We start from the raw sequence: 21,113 nt of genomic DNA, 5'->3' as shown, positions 1-21,113 counted from the left end.
GGGCAGGTTCATGGCCGACGGGTTGCCAGAAACTCACCTTTGCCTACCGGCACGAGGCAAGTCGAAAAGTCCGGATCGCTCTCAACCAGAGCTTTGAAGGCCGCCATTTCATCGGCATGGGACAAGGCATTGTCCACGATCAGAAGGCCGCCCGGGCGCAGGACTCTTCTGAGGTCAGGCCACCAGCCACAATATTGGCAGCGCTCGGAATCAAGAAACACAAGGTCCAGTGAGTACTTGTCCTGTGCAGCCAGGATGGCACCGCCGTCACCGTAAAGCTGTGTTATCACCGCCTCGAGCCCGGAGCGCTTGAAGTTCTGCCGTGCCAGCTCGATTTTGGCTTCAGAAAGCTCCACGGTGCGAATGGTTCCGCCCACTGTATGAGCTGCTTTTGCCAGCCATAAGGTGGAGTAGCCATTGGAAGTTCCGATTTCCAAGACACGCTTGGCATTGGTAGCCTGAACCATGACATAAAGAAACTCACCCGTATCACGTGTGATATTCAGCATGCGATTTGGCCGCTCATGGGTACGGCTATCGTTAACTTCCCCAAAGGTTTCCAGTTCTTTTAATAAAGTATCCAGGTCGGAAGGCATTAATTATCCACTCACTGTTTTTGTTTTAGGGAATTAATACTGCTGGATAATAGTAAGTGTTTGGAGAATAAAAAAGCCCCGCCAATATAATTAGCGGGGCTTTTAGTTAACGCTTTAGGAAGCAACCGAGGGTGTATCGTTACTCGGCTGCTTTGGGTGCTTTTTTAGGAAGCTTAACTTTGGTGCCTGGAACATATAGTCCATATGCAGTTTCAGCATGATTTTGGCAGCAATAATCGGTACGACAATGCCAACAAGGCACGCTGCAAAGATATGCAGGTAGACGTTATCGACATGCAGGAACTTGCTCAGGATAACGCGCACGCCGCTCCCGGCCAGGATGTGCATGAGATAGATCGGCATGGACAGCGTGCCGATGGTAATGAACCACTGAACAGGTTTGCGGGCCAGCAGCATAGACAGGCTCGTAACCAGCAGAATGGCCGATAGCGCCACCATCAGCGACATCCATCCGCGGTCGGTATAAGTGTGATGCGAGATGATATGGAACTGATACTCCAGCCCCGCTGTAACCAGAAGCGTAAAGGCTGCTATGCGACCTGGCTGCGCTTCGATGGCAGCAGCGATATTGGTAAACCAGACGCCAAAGGCGAAAAACACGAAGTTCTGGATCAGAAAGTCGACCAGCATCTGGCGCGGCGCGTATTGCTGGAGCCCGTAGGCCACGGCGGACAGCAGGAAAATGGGTAGGAAAACCTTCTTCGATTTGCTGCCGTACAGCACGATGGACAAAACAAATACAAAGAACAGCGCATACAGGAACCAGAACTGCGCTCTGGGCCGCCACAAGAGGGAGAACACCTCACCCAGCGTCACATCGCCATTGGTATAGCGAGAGAGAAAGGCTTCAATCACGCCCTGCAGGATTGACCAGACAAGGAAAGGGTAGACAACCGTGTCCAGCTTGTTGACGAATACACCCTTGCCGCCGCGACTCGTTAGCGATTTGAAGAAAAACAGGCCAGACAGGAAGAAGAACAACGGCATGTGAAAGCTATAGATGATGCTGTCCACAAGCATGTGCGTCTCGACATCGGTCTTGATGATGCCGGCATTTAAAAGCCCGCGGAGCACATGGCCATAGACAACCAGGATTATGCCAATGGCTTTGGCATAATCGACCCACACATTTCGGTTATTCATTGAACTATCCTTGATTCAAAGGTTGAAACTAAGACGATTTTTTAGAGGTGGTAAGTTGGGATCCAACTGCTCGTCCCTGTGCCTGAGGAGTTCCGCTTCCTTGGTCAGGCTTGGCCGCTTTAATAACAACGCGAGATCGTAAAGCCATCATAAATTAGAATGTGAAACGTATAGTGAAAAGTCTAAAAAAATAATTCCGACAATCGGGATTTGCTTTAAAGTCTGGCCAGACCTACGCACGCTTATTGTTATTGGCAAAATTAAATACGCCAATAAAACCCTGAATAAAGAACGGGTTTTATAACAAGATAAAAACGTGTTTATGGAACAATCACAACTCCAGCGACGAGGTCTGACAATGGCGATGTGCTATTGTTCCGTGGCGCTTTGAAAAGATTTCGCTGTTCTGTCTGGCAGATCGCCAAATCAGCATTTGAGGCTGGACATCTGCATGCTGGAGTGCTCACTGGCAGTCTAGAGGTCTGGATTGATGCCCTTGAGCTGCTGTTTGACGAGGATCTTCTCGTAATCGGGTGAGGTGTAGATCAGAAGTGCCTGCCGCTTCATATCTGCGTTGGTGGAAAACCTGTAGAACACCGTATTGTTATCGAACGCCATGAACGCATGACTGTTGGGCTGACTTTCCAGTTTGATGAAGTGATCGGACGGCGATTGCGAGGAGGGTGGCCCATATTTCTCGGTCAGGCCTTGAGCAATGAGAAAGCTCTTTTCAACCGGCGTGACAATCGAAAGGCGCAAGAAGCGGTTGTCGATAAAGAACAGCCCAGCCTCAAGGCTATCCTTGCCCAGCTTAAGATCGGGGCAGCTATAATACTCCAGCCCCTCGATAGGTGCAGTACGCGGTGTCAGAGTACAGATCTTGCTTTCCAGTACCGTTTGCTTGCTATCACCAAAGTGCAAATCTTTATAGCCGTCTACGGCTTGGGAAAGGCCTGCATGCAGCGAAGCGATAACGCCTAGCAGATACCCTGACTTGCACATTACATGACATTCCGACGTAAGGGTGAATGATGATGACGCGCATCATACCTCATGTCAGCGATGTTGAAAGAAGTGGTGCAGTCGCCGAGTAAGCCGGGAGGGGAACCCAGGCTTACCCGTTCAGAGGTAAATTACCAGACGCCAGGAGGAATGATGTCGTCAGAGTCATATTTGATCTTGTCGATGTTCTCTTTCTTGCTGTGTTCCGGCGTCGTGTCATCCAGGGTTTCAGGCTGGGTATCGTCCTTGGGATAGTCTTCAGCTTCAGGCATACAGGCGTCCTCCAGTGGATACGGGGTCTCTTGTTTGGGCCGATAAATGCCCATCAGGTTCCTTGAGAACCTTATTCAGGGGCCATCACGACTCGATTACGGCCCTCATGCTTGGCCTGATAAAGAGCCGCATCAGCGCGTTTCAACAGTGACTCGGCAGGCTCATCCGCATCCCCATCTGCGCCGCCAATGCTGGTGGTAACCGCAACTGGGCCGTTGACGGTCAAAAAGGGGGTGTCAGCAATGGCAAGGCGTATGCGTTCAGCTATGCCGTCCAGCTGTTCCGTCTTGTCGATGCGGGTAATCACGACAAACTCTTCACCTCCCAGTCGGAGTAACAGGTCATGGGGGCGAAGCGTGGTGGCGATCCGGTGTGCGGTTTCGACAAGCACCTGATCGCCTGCGGCATGGCCATGCTGATCGTTGACTGCCTTAAAGTGATCCAGGTCGATGAACAGCGCGCCGATTCGCTCGTTGTCGCGCCGCGCGGCAGCTTGCTCGACCGGATAGAAGTGCTCCAGCGCCGCACGATTCCATAATTGTGTCAGCGGATCGAGCATCGCTCTGCGGCGCTCGCGTGAGATAACGGTGCGCAGGTAGCGGGTCTGCTCTGAAAGGCTGCGTAGTTTCAAGTAGCCGTCAGCCATTTGGGCAAGGTCTCTCAGGCGGTCACGCTCCCGAGCCGTCAGCTGCCTGGGCTCGGAATGCATCAGGCACAAGGTGCCAATGGGCAGACCTGATGGCGCCACGAGGGGATGCCCTGCATAAAACCGTATGTACGGGGGCTCGATCACCAGTGGGTTGGATGCAAAACGCTCATCGCTCAAGGCGTCCGGTACGATCAGCGGGCGATGGGTATCAAGCAGAGCATGGGCACAAAAGGCAACACTGCGTGCTGTAGCGCTGAAGGGTGATCCACTGTGGGCCTTGATGCACTGTTGTTCACGGTCGATCAAGCTGATCAGCACTCGGTCGACCTTGAACAGGTCCCGCGCGATCCGCACCAGGGCATTCATATAGGCATCCGCCGGGGTATCCAGTATTTCAAGCGACTCCAGCGCTTTTTGGCGCTCGGCTTCACGAGGGTGTGCAGGCGCAGCGTGCATGGTGAATCCTGTGGCAGGTAGGTGCGATAACCTTGTTCCAGAAGGCGTTCCGCTTGATATGACCCTCGGAAACGCGCGGTGTTGCCAAGGAAAATAGGCGGCGTGTAGGAGGTGAGGGGCGAAGCCCGGCTGTCATCTCTCCGCCGGGCTAGCTGTGCCAACTTTGCTAGGCATCAAGAAGGGTCTTGATGGTGCTGATCAGGTATCCAGGCGTTGCGTCTGGTCATCTGCCAGGCCTGAAAGCTCTGGACGATACCTCTCAAGGCCATGAAGCCCAGAAACGACAACCACAGCCCATGGTTGCCCAGGTCTTTGAGCGCAATGCCTAGCGGAAGGGCGAGCAGGACGGCAATGACCATCGCATTGCGCATTTCCCGGGCTCGGGTTGCTCCGATGAACAGCCCATCCAGCAGGTAACTGCTCATGGCAATGACTGGCAGTGCGGCCAGATACGGAAGGTATGTATAAGCCGCTTCACGTACCGCGGGAAGATCGCTTTGCAAGTCGATGAAGCGTGCACCGAACAAGGCAAACCCCAGGGCAAATAAGAGACTGGCCAGCAGCGACCAGCCGGCGGCAATGACCAGGGTTTGCCGGAGGGCCTTGCGATCACGAGCCCCAATGGCGTGCCCTGCCAACGCCTCCACCGCATGGGCAAGTCCATCCAGGGCGAATGCGGTCACCATCAGGCCATTGAGGAGAAGGGCGTTAGCGGCCACCGTGGCATTACCTAAACGTGCGCCCTGAAATGTGATCAGAAAGAAGACGCCTTGCAAGGCCAGCGAGCGGATAAAGATATCGCGGTTAACCGCCAGCAGGGGGCGCCAGGTGGACCAGCGCTTGAGTCGCGCGATGCGAACCGCGCCTGCCATGTGATGCAGTGTCTGGCGCGCCAGCCATAGGCCAAGCCCCACGCCGAACCACTCAGCCAGGGCGGTTGCTGCTGCAATACCGCGAATGCCCCAGCCAAAGCCGAACACGAACAACACGTCGAGCAGCAGATTGACGATGTTGGTGGTCAGCAGCATCGCCAGCGGCGCACGCGCATTCTGGGTGCCCAGCAGCCAGCCGATCAGGGCATAGCTCGACAGGGCTGCAGGCAGACCCAACAGGCGAATCTGGAAAAAGCGCTCGGTGGCTTCGCTCAACGCTGCCGAGGAGGTCATGCTGTTCAGCAGCAGAGGAAGGCCTAGCAGTGAAAGGCCGATCAACCCCAGCGCCAGCACACAGGCCAGCAACAGACCTTGCAACAGAATTTGCCGAAGCGCACTGCCATCCTTACGGCCGCTGGCTTGCGCAGCGAAGCCGGTCGTTCCCATGCGTAGGAAGCCCAGCACCGCGACCATTGTAGTGTAGAGGCTTCCCCCCACCGCCACGGCGCCCAGATCATGTACATCCGGCAGATGACCGGCGATGGCGCTATCTAGCAGGGTCACGAGGGGTACGGTCAGGTTGGACAGAATCATCGGGCCGGCCAGCAGCCAGACACGACGATGCATTGGACGGTAGCGCCAATCGGCAAGCAGGGTGGACATAAGGGCTCCAGTCAGCAGAACCCCTAGTGTAAAGGCTTACCGATCATCATGTTTCATGGCTGAGAAAACAGTACTGGCCGGGCAGGGGCGGTAGGGCTAGTGTTGAGGGTGCGCCATCGGCATGGCATTACCTGTGTGTAGTGATTTTTCTTTGGGAAAGGAGCTGACATGTACAAGCATTACCCTGCTGCCTATCAAGCAAGTCATGGTTCGGCCCTGTCGGTGGATACGGCCTTCTATGACCGTATTCGGGAGGGCAAGGACAAGCGGACGCTTATTGAGTCCTTTGACGTTCCGATCCGTACCGGTCGTGCGTGGCGGGTGCCGGCCGGGCATGTCTTTCGAGTGACGACGCCTGTAGGGCCGCAAGTGGGCGACTTCAATATCTGGAATGCCCATGATCCACGGGAGCGGCTATGGGCAGCCCGTACCCGTCAGCTACAGGGCGCTCATGTGTCTATCTATGATCGACTGTGGTCGAACCTGCCCTTTCTGCGGCCAATGGTCACCATCACGGACGACACCCTGGCTAGTTATGGCATCGACGAACATGGCGGACGCATTCATGACCTGCTGGGTACCCGCTGCGATCCTTACGTCAACAAGCTCCTGACCGGAGAAGATTTCCATCATCACTGCCATTCGAACCTGACCCGCGCGGTATTGCCCTACGGGCTGACCGAGTTCGACGTACATGATGTGCTAAACATTTTTCAGGTGACCGGGCTTAACGATGAGGACATGTACTTCATGAAGGCCTGCCCGGCGAAGCAAGGAGACTACCTGGAGTTTTTCACGGAGATCGACGTGCTGTGCGCTCTGTCGACCTGCCCAGGTGGTGATCTGTCCGTTGCGCTGTGGGGGCCGGACGCGCAAGACCCGCTGTCCGTCTGCCGCCCTCTGGGCGTTGAGGTTTATTCGCTGGATGACACCCTACTGGCAGGCTGGTCATCCCCGGAGCGGGCGGGTTACAAGGGAAACCACGGCCTGGAACTGGTGAGGCCTGCGTGGGATCGGTGAAGGACTGTCCTTTTGAGCCTTGCACTGCACAGCCGTTGTTCCGCGTAACGGTAAACAGCTAGTTCAGTTGTCCACCGGTTTCCTTGAGGTCGTTGGGCGTCATCATAGCCGCCTTCACGGCTATTCCAAGGCCCGCTACCAGGGTCTCGAGTGCCATGGAGGGCTGGCCTGGATGCCGGGCCGCTTGTTCGGGCAGATAAGGGATATGGATGAAGCCGCCGCGCACATTCGTGCCGGCGAGCCGGTGCATCAGTCCATAAAACACATGGTTGCAGACAAATGTGCCAGCCGTCTGCGATACCGAGGCAGGAATACCGGCATCCCTGAGTGCCCGTACAATGGCTTTAATAGGTAGCGTCGAGAAATAGGCCGCCGGACCGCCTGGCACTACAGGTGTATCGATGGGTTGTTGACCATTATTGTCGGGAATACGGGCATCGTTCACGTTGATGGCTATGCGCTCGAGGGTCAGGTCCGTACGCCCCCCGGCCTGGCCTACACCAATCACCAGGGCGGGCCGATGAGCTGCCAGCATGTGATCCAGCGAGACCAAGGCAGCACCAAAGACGCACGGCAGCTGGCGCGTGATGATGTAGGCATCGCCCAGATTCAGACCATCCAGTTGGCGCACGGCCTCCCAGGAAGGATTCACGGGCTCGTTCTCGAACGGTTCGAATCCGGTCAACAGGATGGTAGTCATGGTGGTCCTCACATCAGGATATATAGCAGCATGATATTAACTGCCAATAGACTCAAGGCGGTGGGGATTTGTGCCTTGATGACACTATTCTTGTCCGGCAGATTCAGCAGGGCGGCTGGCACGATGTTGTAGTTGGCTGCCATAGGTGTCATCAGCGTGCCGCAGTAGCCTGAGAACATGCCTATGGCCGCCATCACCGCCGGGTTGGCATCGTACTGCCCGATCAGAATTGGAACGCCCACACCGCCTGTCATCACCGGGAAAGCCGCAAAGCCGTTACCCATAATGATGGTAAACAGCGCCATCCCCACGACATACACGGCCACCGCCACGAAGCGGAAATCCATATTGATATAGGAGGTGGTGAGGTGTGCGACGGCCTTGCCAACGCCCGCATCGTTGAACAGGAGCCCCAGCATAGCGAGCATTTGCGGCAGTACCAGGGCCCAGCCCAAGGCCTCGGTCAGGCGGCGTGATTCGCGCATGGATTGCACAGGCGTATCGCGCGTCAGCCAGCAGGCGAGGGCCAGGGAAACCAGACAGCCGACACCCAGGGAGACAAAGGTCGTATTTTTAGGATCCAGCAGTGGAAGGCCACCGATCTGCACGTCCTTGACCACTACCGAGCCGATAACGGTGACCAGCGGAATGGCCAGGGCGGGAACGAACAGTTTGTTCTTGAGGCGCAGCGCACTGGCTTGGCGTTTTTCAGCAGGCAATTCCCCATGCTTGCCCAGTCCGACGCCACCTGTGCCTGCAATGACGGCCATGACCAGCACGCCTACGCCTACCCAGGCGGGCGGCAATAGATCGCCTACCAAAAAGACAAGGCTGAACAGCGCCCAGAAAAAACCTGTTGTCCAGCGCTTGGGATGAGCGCGATCGGCAAAGGTCATAATTGCCGTGATTGCCAGGATGATGCCGGCCAGCCAGTAAAGGTATTGAATCGAGAGGATCATGGCATCACTCCTGACGGCCGATAGGCGTATGGTCGGCGTCCGGACGTTTTCCGCCCAGCTCGCGCTCCAGCTGACTGTTGAAACGCTTGAGGCGAATGGCATGGATAATGAACGCACAGATGGCGGTAGGAATGCCCCAGACCGCAATGTGCAGCGGCTCGACATCGATATTGGAGCCGAGCAGGAAGGTATGCATCAGGGCGATGGCGCCGAAGGCGACAAAGATGTCCTCGCCAAAAAACAGGCCGACATTATCGGTAGCAGCGCACAAGGCGAGTAGTTTGTAGCGAATTTTCTCCGGCAGCTTGCCGTAGCGGTTTTCTGCAGCCCCTTCGGCCATGGGCGCGAGCAAAGGGCGCACCATCTGCGGATGCCCGCCCAGGCTGGTCAGACCCAGCGCAGCCGTCAGCTCCCGTACAAACAGGTAAAAGATTAGGAGCCGGCCCACCGTGGCGGTGCGGATCTTGGCAATCCAGTTCTGGGCATGTTCACGCAGGCCATGCCGTTCGAGAAGACCGATTACGGCAAGCGGCAGGAGGATGATGAGGGGCAGGGCACGTGTCTTGACGAACCCGGCGCCGATAGTGGCAAGAATGGTCTCGAACGGCATGGAGGCCGCAAAACCGGTCGCCAGGGCTGCCAGAGCCACGACCAGCATGGGATTGAAGCGCAGCACAAAGCCGATGACGATAACCAGGACACCGATCAGTGGCCACAGGTTGACTGTGGTTTGCATAGGGAGTCTCCCTCGCCGGTTATGCCCAGGCAGGTGGGTTTGACGGCTGTGTGGAGGCGATCGGGAGCGCCTCCTTTGATGTTTACGCCGCCCGAGCCGGCGTCAGTTCTTGTTATGACTGCAACGGGCACGATCGCACCAAAGGTATCGATCTGCGATACCAGAAACCTGCAGTGGCTCGCTCAAGGCGAAGCGTCCCCATTTTTTGTATGGATAGTGAAGAACGTCCAACAAATAAAAGTGTTCACCGCTGATTGATAAAAAGCGTGGCCTTTCAGGGGCGAGGCGACTGACGGCCAGTGGTGAGAGGTCGTTCAAAGGGGGTAGAGTGAAATGCTCTACGGGGATGGTAAGCCAGCATGAACCTTCGCTTTCTCGAAACATTTGTCTGGGTGGCGCGTCTGGGCAGCTTTCGGCTGACAGCTGAAAAACTGTCCAGCACCCAGGCGGCAATTTCCAGCCGTATCGCCGTGCTTGAAGGCGAGCTGGGTGTCCAGCTGTTCCTTCGCGATCCGCGAGGCGTCACGCTGACAGCCGATGGCCAGAAGGTCTTGGGTTATGCCGAGCAGATGATCGATACCTGGCACGACCTGCGCAAAGTGCTTGGGCAGGAAACCCGGCTGAGCGGACGGATACGCATCGGCGCCATGGACACGGTCATCCACAGCTGGCTGAGCGCCTTGTTCACCTGTGTAACCGACGCCCATCCAAACGTGGAAATCGAGCTGCTGGCCGATACGGCGCTCAACTTGAGCGACCAGCTGCTCAAGGGACAGCTTGATCTGGTATTCCAGACCGATCTCTTGCGCGCCGAAAGCGTGCGTAACCTGAAGCTGGCCAGTTATCCCATCCGCTGGGTGGTTGCAACCGACTCGCCGCTCAACCGCGCGTACACGAGTCTGGATGAGCTGGCCCGCGAGCGGTTGATTACCTTCTCGCGTAATTCGCGTCCCCATCAGGACCTGCTTAACTTTCTGCATCAGCACGGGATTTCGACGCCCCGGGTCTCTTGCGTCAACTCGGCGGCGGCCATCATCCAGTTGATCAGGGACGGATTTGGCATTGGTGCATTGCCCCCGGCCCTCGTTAGCGAGGCGCTGAAGCACGGGGCCCTGGCGCTTTTGCCTTTCGAGGCACCGCCGCCGTTTGCCGTGTATGCCAGTTGGCATACGGGCGTGGGACTGACGTTGAACGAGGCCATTGTGGCGCTCAGCCAGCAGGTAGTCGGCGGCTTCTGTGCGCAGGTGGGGCCTGAACAGGCATTACCGGCCTGAAGCAACAAAGCCTTATCGCCGGGGGCCGGAAAGTTTTGTTGGACAGCCGGCATGATTTCCTCAAAGACTGGTTTTTCCGCATCAAGGGAATCCTGATATGAGCACGCGTATCCTTCTGAATTGCGATATGGGCGAAAGCTTCGGAGCCTGGACGATGGGCGACGATGCTCATGCCATGCCACTGGTGGACCAGGCCAATCTCGCGTGTGGCTTCCATGCTTCGGACCCGCTGACGATGCAGAAGACCGTAGCCCTGGCCGTAAGGCATGGTGTTCGAATCGGTGCTCATCCGGCTTATCCAGACCTGGTCGGCTTTGGCCGCCGGCATATGGTGTGCTCGCCGGAGGAGGTGAAGGCGCTGGTGCTCTATCAGATCGGCGCACTGGATGCCTTCTGCCGCGCAGCAGGAGCGACCGTGCAATATGTGAAACCTCACGGTGCCCTGTATAACGATCTGGTGCGTGACGATACCTTGCTCAATGCCGTGCTCGAGGCCTGTTTGCAGTTTCGTGAGGGGCTATCGCTTATGGTGCTCGCCAAGACGGACAACACCCGTGAGCAGCAGCTGGCGGAGAAAGTCGGCGTACCCTTGCTGCGTGAAGCCTTCGCCGACCGCGCCTACATGCCTGACGGGCAACTGGCGCCTCGCCGGGAAGCGGGCGCGGTCCATCATGATCCCGAACGTATTTTATCCCAGGCGATCGCCATTTCCCGCGGGGATGCCTTTCCTGGTTTCGATGGCCAACCCATGTGCCTGACGGCAGACAGCCTGTGTGTCCATGGAGACAACGCCGAGTCACTCGCTGTGTTACGTCGCCTGCGGGCGGCTCTGGATGCGGCATGATCCGGATTGAGCCCTACGGCGCCGAGGCGCTGATGTTGACCCTGGCGGATACACCCACGCCCGATCTCCCCGGACGTATTGCTCGTCTAGCCGATCTGATTGAACACAGACTGGGCGACGGTGTGATCGATCTGGTGCCGGGCTGGAATACGTTGCTCATTCACTATGACTTGCTGCGCTACGACCTGACGGACATTCAAGCTCGCGTCACGGCGATCGTCGAGCGGTGGCGCAAGGAGCCGGAAACCGTACAGAGCTCTTCACGCCGGCATGAAGTGCCCGTCTGGTACTGCGGGCCGGACCTGGAGCCGGTGGCCAAGGCCTGCTCGCTGACGGTCGCGGAATTGATTGCTTTGCATAGCGGACGCGATTATCTGGTCGGTGCCATCGGCTTTGCGCCCGGTTTTGCCTATATGGGCGAGCTGGATGAGCGAATCGTCCTGCCTCGACTGGCCTCACCGCGGCCTCGGGTGGAGGCTGGTAGCGTGGCGATTGCCGAACGCATGACCGCCATCTATCCCCAAGCGTCACCCGCGGGCTGGCATATCCTTGGACTAAGTGCCTGGCCGCTCTTTGACGCACAGGCCGAGCCGCCATGTCCGCTTGCTGTGGGCGATCAGGTTCGGTTCGTTGCGGTTGACGAGGCCGCCTATCGCGCCGCGGGAGGTCAGGTATGAAAGGGTTGAAAGTCATAAAACCGGGGCCGCTGAGCCTGCTGCAGGACGTCGGTCGTTATGGGTGGCGTCATCTGGGCGTATCCACATCAGGTCCGATGGACCGTCAGGCGGCGGCCTGGGCCAATCATCTGCTCGAAAATCCCTATGGTAGTCCGGTCCTGGAAATTGCCCTGGGTGGCGTAGAGATGGAAGCCCAGGTCGATACCTGGCTGGCACTGACCGGGGCGCCGCTGGGCGCGACGGTAGATGGACAGACGGTTCCTGCCTGGTCGCGCTTCTGCATGAAGGCCGGGCAGCGGCTGCAATTGGGATTTGCCCAGGCCGGGCAACGCGCTTACCTGGGCGTAGTGGGTGGCTTCAGGGGTAAGACCGTGCTGGGTAGCGTGGCCACACATCGTCGCGAAGGTCTGGGCGGACTGAATGGCGATGGTCAAGCGTTGCAGGCCGATGACATTCTGGTTTGCAGCCCTGGGCTTGAGGCTTTCGACAAGGCACTGGGTGCGGCGAGCCGCTTCATTCCCGACTACCGTGAGTCTCCGGTGTTACGTCTGGTCGTCGGGGGCGATGGAGAAGCCTTTGCGGTCGAGCAGCGGGATCGGTTCTTTGGTTCATCCTGGCGAATCAGTCCTCAGGCCGATCGGATGGGGATTCGTCTACAGGGCGATGCACCGCTTGCAGCGCCAGTCCGTCAGTGGTCTCTGGGGGTTCTGGCCGGAGCGGTGCAGGTTCCGCCGGAAGGCCAGCCCATTGTGCTCATGGCAGACTGTCAGACCATGGGGGGATATCCGGTCCTCGGCTTCGTGCATCCGCTGGATCTCTGCCGGCTGGCGCAATGCCCTGCCCACCATGAAGTGCGCTTCAGGCCGATCGAGCTGGAGGAGGCCCAGGGTGATCTCAAGCGGTTCTATCGGTTTTTCAAGCACCATGAAATGAACTTATGTGCGGACTAGAGGGTGCCGTTTGTGCGAGTGATTTTTGCTGAGCCGTGCGTCATGACGTATAACGTTATGTAAGTATGGCCAGAAGTGATCAACGTACAAACAGATGAAAACACCCAAGCGCATGGAATCTCTGGTCGAAGACGGCCTGATTGATGAGGTGCTGCGCCCGCTGATGAGCGGCAAGGAGGCCTCCGTATATGTAGTTCGGTGCGGCGACGAGATCCGTTGCGCTAAGGTCTACAAGGAAGCGAACAAGCGCAGCTTTCGTCAGGCGTCCGAGTATCAGGAAGGTCGCAAGGTGCGTAACAGCCGTCAGGCGCGCGCCATGGCCAAGAGCACCAAATATGGCAAGAAGGAGCGGGAGGAGGCCTGGCAGAACGCCGAGGTTGCCGCCCTGTACCGGCTGGCAGGTGCCGGCGTTCGCGTACCGAAGCCGCATGACTTCCTGGATGGCGTCCTGCTGATGGATCTGGTGACGGACGAGCGGGGGGATGCCGCTCCGCGTTTGAATGACGTGACCCTGACGCCCGACGAGGCCCGTGAGTATCATGAGCTGATGATCCGGCAGGTGGTGCTTATGTTGTGTGCCGGACTGGTACACGGCGACTTGTCCGAATTCAACGTGTTGTTGGCGACCGATGGGCCGATGATCATTGACCTCCCTCAGGCCATCGATGCGGCGGGCAACAACCATGCCTTCCGTATGCTCGCCCGTGATGTGGAAAACATGGCCCAGTATTTTGGGCGTTTTGCGCCTGAGCTGAAGCAGACCCGGTATGCACCAGAAATGTGGGCGCTTTATCAGAAGGGCGAGCTATACCCGCACACCCCGCTTACGGGCATCTATGCTGAACCCGAGGGGCAGACCGATGTTTCATCCGTCATGCGCGAAATCGAAGATGCCCGGCGCGAAGAGGCACGTCGCCAAGCGGCTCGTAAAGAGGCCGAGGCACCGTCGTCCAGCGATGAGCCTCCACCCCCGCCATGGCTGAGCTGAGCCTGATGTTCGGCCCGGTGCGATCATTTTATTAGGTAGTAACCATGAAAGGTCATACGCAAGTCATTGATTATCTGAAGGACCTGCTCCGTGGTGAGCTGGCCGCACGCGATCAGTACTTCATCCATTCCCGTATGTATGAAGACTGGGGGTATCTGCGCCTTTACGAGCGCATCAACCATGAAATGGAAGAGGAAACCCAACATGCAGATGCCCTGCTGCGTCGTATCCTCTTTTTGGAAGGGCAGCCGGACATGCGCCCCAAGGACATCAATGTAGGCCATACAGTGCCGGACATGCTGCGCAGCGATCTGGCGCTGGAATACGAAGTGCGTGAGGCACTGGCCCAAGGCGTTGCGCTGTGTAACAGCGTGGGTGATTTCGTCAGTCGTGAAATCCTGGTGGCACAGCTTGAAGACACCGAGGAAGACCACGCCTATTGGCTGGAGCAACAGCTGCGCCTGATTGACAAGCTGGGGCTGGAAAATTACCTGCAATCCCAAATGAAGGCCGGCGAGCCTTCCGAGGCGGTATAGCGCGCCTGGTTATGAGGCGCAATACAGCGCCTCAGGCCACTTCCTGAATACAGACATCACTTAGCCCAACCTCAACGGCACGTCGCTCGATGCTGGGCTGAGCATGCAGCTCCCAAGGGGCATCCACCACACCGGTAGGCTCGGGGACATGCTTGATCAGTAGCTGCATGATGGCCTGCTCCTGAGTGATGGGTTCAAAACTCTCCATCTGTTCTTCGAGCGGCTCGCCATTAAAGCGGTAGTGAATGGCGTAACGGTGCAGGTTATGCATAACGATCTCCTTAAAGGACCTGTACCTAGATGGACCGCGGCGGCGCCTTACTCGTTTCAATCATTTCGGCTTCGCGCTTGAGTAGCGTCTCCTTGCGCGCAACGCCCCAGCGATAACCGGTCAACGCTCCGCTGGCGCCGATGACGCGATGACAAGGCACCAGCAGGCCCAGGGTGTTACTGGCACAGGCGCGGGCAATGGCGCGTGGATGACTGTCCAGTTCTACAGCAAGCTCTCCGTAGCGCCGGGTCTCGCCGGGCGGGATCTGCATGAGGGCCTGCCAGACCCGTTGCTGAAAGGCACTACCCTGCATATCCAGCGGCAGGGCATGCACCTGGGTCGGCTTATCGAGCTGAGCATGGACATGGGCAAGCTCATCGGCCAGGGCGGCGTCGTCATGCTCGCAATGGGCGGCGGCAAAGCGCTCGGCCAATTCCCGTTCAAGCGCTGATGCCTCGTCCCCAAACAATACGGCGCAGAGGCCACGGGAGGTCTTGGCGACTAATACCAGCCCAAGTGAACAGACAGCAATGCCATAACGGATGTGTTCTCCTGCACCCTTGCGCCGACGTTGCGCCAGCGCCAGGGCGTTGGGCTGTTCATAGACAGCGCGGCTGCTGCCATACCCACTGGCTAGCGCAGCTTCCAAAACAGTCTCCGCTCGAGGCAGGTTAGCCTGCAGACGCTGCTGGCGACGGGCTTCAGCCCAGGCGCGGGGTGTAAGCCCGGTACGCTGTTTGAACAACCGGGCCAGATGCGAGGGTGAAAGCCCAATGCGCGAGGCCAGTTGATCCAGGGAGAGCGGCTGCTCGGCCTGGTCGAGCAGGGCACATGCTGCCTGAATCAAGGCGTCCTGCTGCTTAACGGGGCTTTCCCGGTCCGGCTGACAGCGTTTACAGGCGCGATACCCGGCTGCTTCTGCCTCGCGTGGCGTTGTGTAGAACGTCACACGCTCCTGACGAGGGCGACGGGCAGGGCAGGAGGGGCGGCAATAGATGCCAGTGGTCTGGACCGCAAACACGAATCGGCCGTCATGGGCCGTATCGCGGGTACAGACGGCATTCCAGCAGAGGTCGATGTCGAGCATGGCGGGGATCTCATCTCGTCAGGGTTTGGATGATTGTCGGCTTCCAGGCCGCAGTGGGCAATCCGATTCACGCTTTCAAATCCGTACAGGCACGCTCCGTCCGAGACGAATAAAGATTTGTATCACTCGAGCGATACCCTCTCACAGTTAACACGAAACTAGCCTCTGGGCTTCTGGGACCAGGCAATGAGCCAGATCAAGACCGCACTGTTTTTTCTGACGCTTCTCATGGGCGGTCTGCAACCTGTTCAGGCCCACGAGGTAGCGCTGCGCGTCGTGACGGAAGAGCTGCCGCCTTACAACATGACCATTTCCGGCAAGCTGACCGGCTTTAGTACAGAAGTTGTAGAGGCTGTATTGGCCCAGGCCGGACTCAACGGGGCCTTTCAGTCAATGCCCTGGGCCCGCGCCTACGAGACGGCGCTGCACGATGAAAATGTCCTGATTTATTCGATTGCCCGTACACCCCAGCGGGACGGGCTATTCAAATGGGTTGGCGTCATTGCTCCAGCTCAATGGGGGCTATTCAGCGACCGTACGCGGAATATTTCTCTTAATGCACTTGAGGATGCCAGGCGCTATCAGATCGCTACGGTACATGGTGATGTAGGTGAACAGTATTTGCAGTCCCGCGGCTTTTCCGTGGGACTGAACCTGCAATCCAGCAATACCTATGCGCAAAACTACCAGAAGCTCAAGCGTGGACGGGTGGACCTGTGGGTCGCCAATGCCGTTATGGCCAAGTATCTGGCACGGCAGGCAGGTGAACCGTTTGATGACACCGTGACTCAGGTTTATCCACTGACCGATATCGGACGCAACGAAGGGCTGTATATGGCTTTCAGCGCCCGGACGCCCGATGAAGTGGTCGCCCGAGCCCGAGAAGGGTTCGAGCAGATCAAGCGTAACGGTATCTATGAGGCATTGAAAAAGAAATGGCTGTAGATACCGATAATACTCATGCAGAGCTGCCGGAGCACTGGCAGCAGGGACGACACTCGCTGGGCTGGCGTCTGGTAGTTGTCACGCTGGGGTTCTGTTTTTTTTTCACGCTGATCACCGTTGGGGTTCGTACCTGGGCGGTGTGGCACGAGAATGTCCATCAAATGGAGATTGAGTTGGGGCTGATCGAGCAGGTCTACCAGCGCACCTTGACCAAGGCCATCTGGGACATGGATCAGGAGTCGGTCGAGGCGCATCTGGACAGTGCCGTTCATATCGCGTCGGTGGCGCGCGTGCAGCTGACCGTGTTTTCCGCTCAGCAAACGCCGATCGTTCAGGTGCGCTCCCGTACCGGATGGATCGAGTCAAACCTGGCTCCGATGCGCCAGGTTCCTCTGGTCTTTTCACCGTACGCCGGGAGCAGGGAGACTGTTGGGGAGCTGAGACTCTATGGCAATGAAGACCTGCTCTGGTCTGAACTGAAATCGGTCGTGGTGTCAATCGTCGGGTTCCAGCTTCTGCAATCCATGCTGCTGGCCGGCCTGATCATTCTTATGTTCAGCCGTCTGGTCACGGTACATATCCGGCGTATTGCGCTTCACTTGGCTGAGTTGAGCCCCGAGCGGCTTCACCTTCCCTTACGGCTTTTTCGTTCTGCCAGGCGCGAGGACGAATTGACCCTGTTGGTACAGGGGATCAATCAGCTACAGAACAACCTGTCCGGGTATCTGGGGCGGCAACATGTGTACGAAAAGGAGCTGGCCGCGCACCGGGATCAGTTGGCCGAGCGCGTACAGGCCCGTACAGCGGAGTTGCAACGCCTGACCGAGGCGCAGCACATGGTGCTGCTGTTGTCCAATCGGCTTATCCGTGCGCCGTATGAGCGGCTGGAGCTGTATCAGCAGTCCTGCCTGAGCGAAGTGGCCCAGCGCCTGGGGGCCTGTTATGCCCTTTGGTATATCCGTGAGGAGTCGAGTGCTTATTTTCGTCTGGCCATGCATTGGTGCTGTGAAACCCACGCCGTCCCGGAAAACCAGATCAACGCAGCGCAGCTGGCGCATCTGGAGGTACTTCTTGATCAGGGCGAGCCGGTTACGTTCACTTCCGGCAAGGCGCTTACCGATGTGCTGTCAGCGTATGGTGCTGCCGCCTTCCAATTATTGAATGCCGAAGCCACTGCATTTGTCCCGGTAGGAGCTGGCGATGAGCAGCTGGGGTTTCTGGTGTTCATTCGCAAGCAGGTTATCGACGTCTGGCAACCTGATGAGCACGCTTTGTTGGCCATGACGGCGCAAATGCTGTTGCACAGCACCCGGCATCGCGTGCAGCTGGGCGACATCATGCAAACCCAGGAGGCGTTGCGGGAAGCCAATGCTCAGTTGAAAGCACTTTCGCGGAGCGACCCGCTGACGGGGTTGCCCAACCGGCGGCATTTCGATGAGGTCAAGGACGTTGAGTTCAGCCGTGCTCAGCGTTCGGGCCAACCCCTGTCCGTGCTGATGTGCGATATCGACTACTTCAAGCGCTACAACGACACCTATGGCCATGCCCAGGGGGATGAGTGTCTGCGCCTGGTGGCGGCGGCCATGAAGGCCAGCATTGCGCGGGCAGGTGATCTGGTCGCGCGCCTGGGTGGGGAAGAGTTCGCTGTTCTGCTGCCGGCTACAGACAAGGCTGCGGCGTACCTCTTGGCAGAGCGATTGCGTCAGGCTGTCTGTGACTTGGCTATTCCCCATGACGAATCGTCTGTCGCACCCATCGTCACCCTGAGCATCGGACTGGCCACGTTCGAAGCAGGCATTTCCAGCACCTTTCATGAGCTGCTCGAACTGGCTGATCGATCCTTGTACCAGGCGAAAGGGGATGGTCGTAATCGGGTAGTGAGCGCCACATTCAGGAAGACGTTATGAAAATTGGAAAATGGATGGCACTGCTGGCGGGGATGGTTGGTACTCATGTCATGGCCGAGCCGATTCAGGTGGTTACCGAAGAAAGCCAGTTCATTACAGTCAAAAATGGGCGTATTGGAGGGGCGGCAACAGAGGTCGTTGAGCTCACGCTGAGTCGGGCCGGGCAGACGGACTACAGGATTGGTCTTTACCCTTGGGCAAGGGCCTACGATATCGCGACCAACCAGCCAAACGTTCTTATCTATCTGGTTGCCCGGACACCGCAGCGTGAATCCTTATTCAAATGGGTAGGGCATGTAACGAGCATGCAATATTACTTTTACAAGCTGAAGTCCCGTACGGATATTGATCCGCAGAGCCTGGAGGATGCGCGGCAATACAGCGTAGGCGTGATGCGTGATGATTTCCGGCATCAGTATCTACTGCACCATGGGTTTTCCCGGTTGGTGATATCGGCTGGGGTTGAAGAGAACTTTCAAAAGCTTATCAATGGAAAGGTGCAGCTGGCACCGCTGACGGAAAGCAGCGCCGCCCACGAGTGCGCCCGAAAGCATTTTGACTGTACCGAACTGGAACAGGTTGCAGCGCTAGGTACCATTGAGGCGGAACTGTACATGGCCTATAGCGTGGCAACGGATGATGCTGTCGTGGAAAGGACCCGCACCGCCTTCGGACAGCTCCAGCAGGAAGGTGTTGTCGACAAGATCATTGGTACGCTCACGAATAACCATTGAGACACCTGCTCGATGCATTATGAATTGATCCAAGTCTCGTCTTTACCGTAACGCATCGCCGGTTATTTGCAGGAATACACACCTTGGCAATCCGGTGCTCACTTGCGCCGACATGCCGTTATCCTAGGGTGTCTGAGGATTGTTTTTGTAATTAAGGGATTGAGCGATGCAGGCTTTGACAACCATTACCAATTTTGGTGATTCCTCGGTCATGTTGCCGTGCGCATTCATTGTTGCTCTATGGCTGTGGCTTGGCGCTTCACGCCGTACGGCACTGCTCTGGCTGTCGTTGTTTGGTGGGGCATGCCTGCTGGTAGCAATTTCCAAGATGGCTTTCTTTGGCTGGGGTATTGGCATCCGCGCCTACGACTTCACCGGCTTTAGTGGGCACTCCATGCTGGCCTGCAGTGTCATACCGGTTCTGTTCTGGCTGTTGGCAGCCAAGGCCCGGTCTGTCGTGCGCTGGGTCTGTGCCGGAGCCGGGGCGCTCTTCGCCCTCGCGATTGCGGTCACCCGAATCAAGTTGGGGTTTCACTCGGTTTCCGAAGTGGTTACCGGGGTGCCGATCGGCTTTGCAGCCAGTGGTGTCTTTCTCTGGCTCATGCGTGATCGAGCGGTCGTGGTGAAATCAAACCTGGCTGTCATTGCCAGCCTGCTGGCCCCCTTGCTGGTGCTCTATGGGCTCAATGCACCAACCCAGCATTTCATGGAGGATGTCGCAACCAAGCTGGCCAACGGTGCGAACCCCTATACACGTGCTCATCAGCGTGCAGGTGTTAAGCCGATAGGCGATTAGACCTTAGTAGGGTGTATGATGGTGTATCCCGAGGAGTGACAGCTGCCATGGAGCAATCTTCTCCCGTACAGCTGTCATAGAAGCATAGATGGTGCGCTCGTGTGTCATCGGCTTCGAATCCATCAGCCCTGTCCAATGGAGGTCTTATGGCCACACCTTCGCAGCATGAGTTGCGAAAGCAGTTTCGTGCATTGCTTGAATCCAATAAGTGCTATGACGTTGGTTCGGTATTCGATCCGATGTCTGCCCGCATCGCGGCCGATTTAGGCTTCGAAATGGGTATTTTGGGCGGATCGGTTGCGTCGCTCCAGGTTCTGGCTGCACCTGACTTTTCCCTCATTACCTTAAGCGAATTTGTCGAGCAGGCGACCCGTATCGGTCGTGTCGCGACACTGCCCATCATTGCCGACGCCGATCATGGCTACGGTAATGCCCTGAACGTCATGCGTACCATCGTCGAGCTTGAGCGCGCCGGTGTGGCAGCCTTGACTATCGAAGACACCCTGCTGCCTGCCCAGTATGGTCGCAAGTCTACTGACCTGATTCCATTGGATGAAGCTGTTGGCAAGATCCAGGCCGCTCTGGCAGCCCGTATCGATCCAGCACTGAGCGTGTTTGCCCGGACCAATGCCGGTGTCTTGAGCGTTGAGAAAACCATCGAGCGCGCCCGTGCTTATCAGGATGCAGGCGCCGATGGCATCTGCATGGTGGGTATCAAGGACTTCGATCATCTGGAGCAGATTTCGCAGCACCTGAGCGTGCCGCTGATGCTGGTTGCCTATGGCAATCCCGAGCTGCGTGATTTCGAGCGTCTGGCCAGCCTGGGCGTGCGTATCGTTCTAAATGGCCATGCGGCCTATTTCGCCGCTATCAAGGCCACCTACGACTGCCTGCGTGAACAGCGCGGCATCCATGCTTCCGACCTGAGTGCTTCCGAACTCTCGACGAAGTATTCCACGCTTGATGAGTACCGTGTCTGGGCACGTGACTACATGAACGTGAAAGAGTAAGGCG

At 57.4% G+C, this 21,113-nt stretch carries 23 protein-coding genes; 12 read left to right on the top strand and 11 right to left on the bottom strand.

Going from position 1 to position 21,113, the window contains the following annotated elements:
* Positions 1-8: 8 nt before the first annotated feature.
* The 6 genes from QWJ10_RS12005 to QWJ10_RS11980 form a co-directional block, all read right to left on the bottom strand.
* Positions 9-596 (bottom strand): O-methyltransferase, encoded by a 588-nt coding sequence (locus QWJ10_RS12005; RefSeq protein WP_289926608.1) that lies wholly within the window; start codon positions 594-596, stop codon positions 9-11.
* A 114-nt stretch (positions 597-710) separates the two neighbouring features.
* A complete protein-coding gene (locus QWJ10_RS12000) occupies positions 711-1,760 on the bottom strand; it encodes an acyltransferase family protein (protein WP_125887403.1) in 1,050 nt (349 codons plus the stop codon).
* A 474-nt stretch (positions 1,761-2,234) separates the two neighbouring features.
* Positions 2,235-2,762, bottom strand: a complete 528-nt coding sequence (locus tag QWJ10_RS11995) for a hypothetical protein (protein WP_019364912.1) — start codon at positions 2,760-2,762, stop codon at positions 2,235-2,237.
* 131 nt (positions 2,763-2,893) lie between these two features.
* Entirely contained in the window at positions 2,894-3,034 is a 141-nt protein-coding gene (locus QWJ10_RS11990; protein WP_157782869.1) for a hypothetical protein, read from the bottom strand.
* A 71-nt stretch (positions 3,035-3,105) separates the two neighbouring features.
* Positions 3,106-4,140: a sensor domain-containing diguanylate cyclase gene (locus QWJ10_RS11985; RefSeq protein ID WP_289926602.1), complete on the bottom strand. Its 1,035-nt coding sequence runs from the start codon at positions 4,138-4,140 to the stop codon at positions 3,106-3,108.
* Positions 4,141-4,313: 173 nt separating this feature from the next.
* Positions 4,314-5,675, bottom strand: a complete 1,362-nt coding sequence (locus tag QWJ10_RS11980; RefSeq protein WP_289926599.1) for an MATE family efflux transporter — start codon at positions 5,673-5,675, stop codon at positions 4,314-4,316.
* 168 nt (positions 5,676-5,843) lie between these two features.
* Here QWJ10_RS11980 and QWJ10_RS11975 point away from each other — a divergent pair, with 168 nt between their 5' ends.
* A complete protein-coding gene (locus QWJ10_RS11975) occupies positions 5,844-6,695 on the top strand; it encodes a DUF1989 domain-containing protein (RefSeq protein WP_010795535.1) in 852 nt (283 codons plus the stop codon).
* A gap of 58 nt (positions 6,696-6,753) precedes the next feature.
* Here QWJ10_RS11975 and pcp read toward each other — a convergent pair whose 3' ends face one another.
* Genes pcp through QWJ10_RS11960 form a run of 3 tightly spaced genes read right to left on the bottom strand, consistent with a single transcriptional unit; the run spans position 6,754 to position 9,090 of the window.
* Positions 6,754-7,395 (bottom strand): pyroglutamyl-peptidase I, encoded by a 642-nt coding sequence (pcp, locus tag QWJ10_RS11970; RefSeq protein ID WP_019364917.1) that lies wholly within the window; start codon positions 7,393-7,395, stop codon positions 6,754-6,756.
* A gap of 8 nt (positions 7,396-7,403) precedes the next feature.
* Complete coding sequence (locus tag QWJ10_RS11965) at positions 7,404-8,354, bottom strand: DUF979 domain-containing protein (protein WP_150346744.1); 951 nt, start codon at positions 8,352-8,354, stop codon at positions 7,404-7,406.
* 4 nt (positions 8,355-8,358) lie between these two features.
* On the bottom strand, positions 8,359-9,090 hold the full coding sequence (locus QWJ10_RS11960; RefSeq protein WP_010795532.1) for a DUF969 domain-containing protein: 732 nt from the start codon (positions 9,088-9,090) through the stop codon (positions 8,359-8,361).
* Between the two features lie 359 nt (positions 9,091-9,449).
* Here QWJ10_RS11960 and QWJ10_RS11955 point away from each other — a divergent pair, with 359 nt between their 5' ends.
* The 6 genes from QWJ10_RS11955 to bfr all read left to right on the top strand — a co-directional run bounded on the left by QWJ10_RS11955 (position 9,450) and on the right by bfr (position 14,359).
* Complete coding sequence (locus tag QWJ10_RS11955) at positions 9,450-10,364, top strand: LysR family transcriptional regulator (protein ID WP_019364920.1); 915 nt, start codon at positions 9,450-9,452, stop codon at positions 10,362-10,364.
* A gap of 97 nt (positions 10,365-10,461) precedes the next feature.
* A complete protein-coding gene (locus QWJ10_RS11950; RefSeq protein ID WP_019364921.1) occupies positions 10,462-11,208 on the top strand; it encodes a 5-oxoprolinase subunit PxpA in 747 nt (248 codons plus the stop codon).
* Entirely contained in the window at positions 11,205-11,885 is a 681-nt protein-coding gene (locus QWJ10_RS11945) for an allophanate hydrolase subunit 1 (protein WP_289926588.1), read from the top strand. Before QWJ10_RS11950 ends, QWJ10_RS11945 begins: the two co-directional genes overlap by 4 nt.
* Entirely contained in the window at positions 11,882-12,835 is a 954-nt protein-coding gene (locus tag QWJ10_RS11940; protein ID WP_074822520.1) for a biotin-dependent carboxyltransferase family protein, read from the top strand. Before QWJ10_RS11945 ends, QWJ10_RS11940 begins: the two co-directional genes overlap by 4 nt.
* Positions 12,836-12,929: 94 nt before the next feature.
* Positions 12,930-13,823: a PA4780 family RIO1-like protein kinase gene (locus QWJ10_RS11935; RefSeq protein WP_122041804.1), complete on the top strand. Its 894-nt coding sequence runs from the start codon at positions 12,930-12,932 to the stop codon at positions 13,821-13,823.
* 44 nt (positions 13,824-13,867) lie between these two features.
* Entirely contained in the window at positions 13,868-14,359 is a 492-nt protein-coding gene (bfr, locus tag QWJ10_RS11930; RefSeq protein WP_010795526.1) for a bacterioferritin, read from the top strand.
* A 31-nt stretch (positions 14,360-14,390) separates the two neighbouring features.
* Here the strand turns inward: bfr and QWJ10_RS11925 are convergent, their stop codons facing one another.
* Together QWJ10_RS11925 and ada are read right to left on the bottom strand one after the other, a co-directional pair.
* A complete protein-coding gene (locus QWJ10_RS11925) occupies positions 14,391-14,630 on the bottom strand; it encodes a hypothetical protein (protein WP_010795525.1) in 240 nt (79 codons plus the stop codon).
* A 25-nt stretch (positions 14,631-14,655) separates the two neighbouring features.
* Positions 14,656-15,717 (bottom strand): bifunctional DNA-binding transcriptional regulator/O6-methylguanine-DNA methyltransferase Ada, encoded by a 1,062-nt coding sequence (gene ada / locus QWJ10_RS11920; protein ID WP_125887392.1) that lies wholly within the window; start codon positions 15,715-15,717, stop codon positions 14,656-14,658.
* A gap of 186 nt (positions 15,718-15,903) precedes the next feature.
* Between ada and QWJ10_RS11915 the strand changes: the two genes are divergently transcribed.
* The 5 genes from QWJ10_RS11915 to QWJ10_RS11895 all read left to right on the top strand — a co-directional run bounded on the left by QWJ10_RS11915 (position 15,904) and on the right by QWJ10_RS11895 (position 21,109).
* Positions 15,904-16,662 carry a transporter substrate-binding domain-containing protein gene (locus QWJ10_RS11915; RefSeq protein ID WP_019364925.1) on the top strand — a complete coding sequence of 253 codons (759 nt, stop codon included), beginning with the start codon at positions 15,904-15,906 and terminating at the stop codon, positions 16,660-16,662.
* Positions 16,653-18,569, top strand: coding sequence for a GGDEF domain-containing protein (locus QWJ10_RS11910; protein ID WP_289926574.1), 1,917 nt, complete (start codon positions 16,653-16,655; stop codon positions 18,567-18,569). The genes QWJ10_RS11915 and QWJ10_RS11910 overlap by 10 nt, the downstream gene beginning before the upstream one ends.
* The gene (locus QWJ10_RS11905) at positions 18,566-19,303 is read left to right on the top strand and encodes a transporter substrate-binding domain-containing protein (RefSeq protein ID WP_125887389.1); all 738 of its coding nucleotides are present in this window, start codon (positions 18,566-18,568) and stop codon (positions 19,301-19,303) included. Before QWJ10_RS11910 ends, QWJ10_RS11905 begins: the two co-directional genes overlap by 4 nt.
* Positions 19,304-19,469: 166 nt before the next feature.
* Positions 19,470-20,099, top strand: a complete 630-nt coding sequence (locus QWJ10_RS11900; protein WP_125887388.1) for a phosphatase PAP2 family protein — start codon at positions 19,470-19,472, stop codon at positions 20,097-20,099.
* A 146-nt stretch (positions 20,100-20,245) separates the two neighbouring features.
* Positions 20,246-21,109, top strand: a complete 864-nt coding sequence (locus QWJ10_RS11895) for an oxaloacetate decarboxylase (protein WP_019364929.1) — start codon at positions 20,246-20,248, stop codon at positions 21,107-21,109.
* The last annotated feature ends 4 nt before the right edge of the window (positions 21,110-21,113 follow it).

The organism is Pseudomonas sp. WAC2, assembly GCF_030403525.1.
Taxonomy (GTDB): domain Bacteria; phylum Pseudomonadota; class Gammaproteobacteria; order Pseudomonadales; family Pseudomonadaceae; genus Chryseomonas; species Chryseomonas luteola.
Note: the sequence above shows the minus strand (reverse complement) of the source record. Positions and strands in the feature narration are given on the sequence as shown.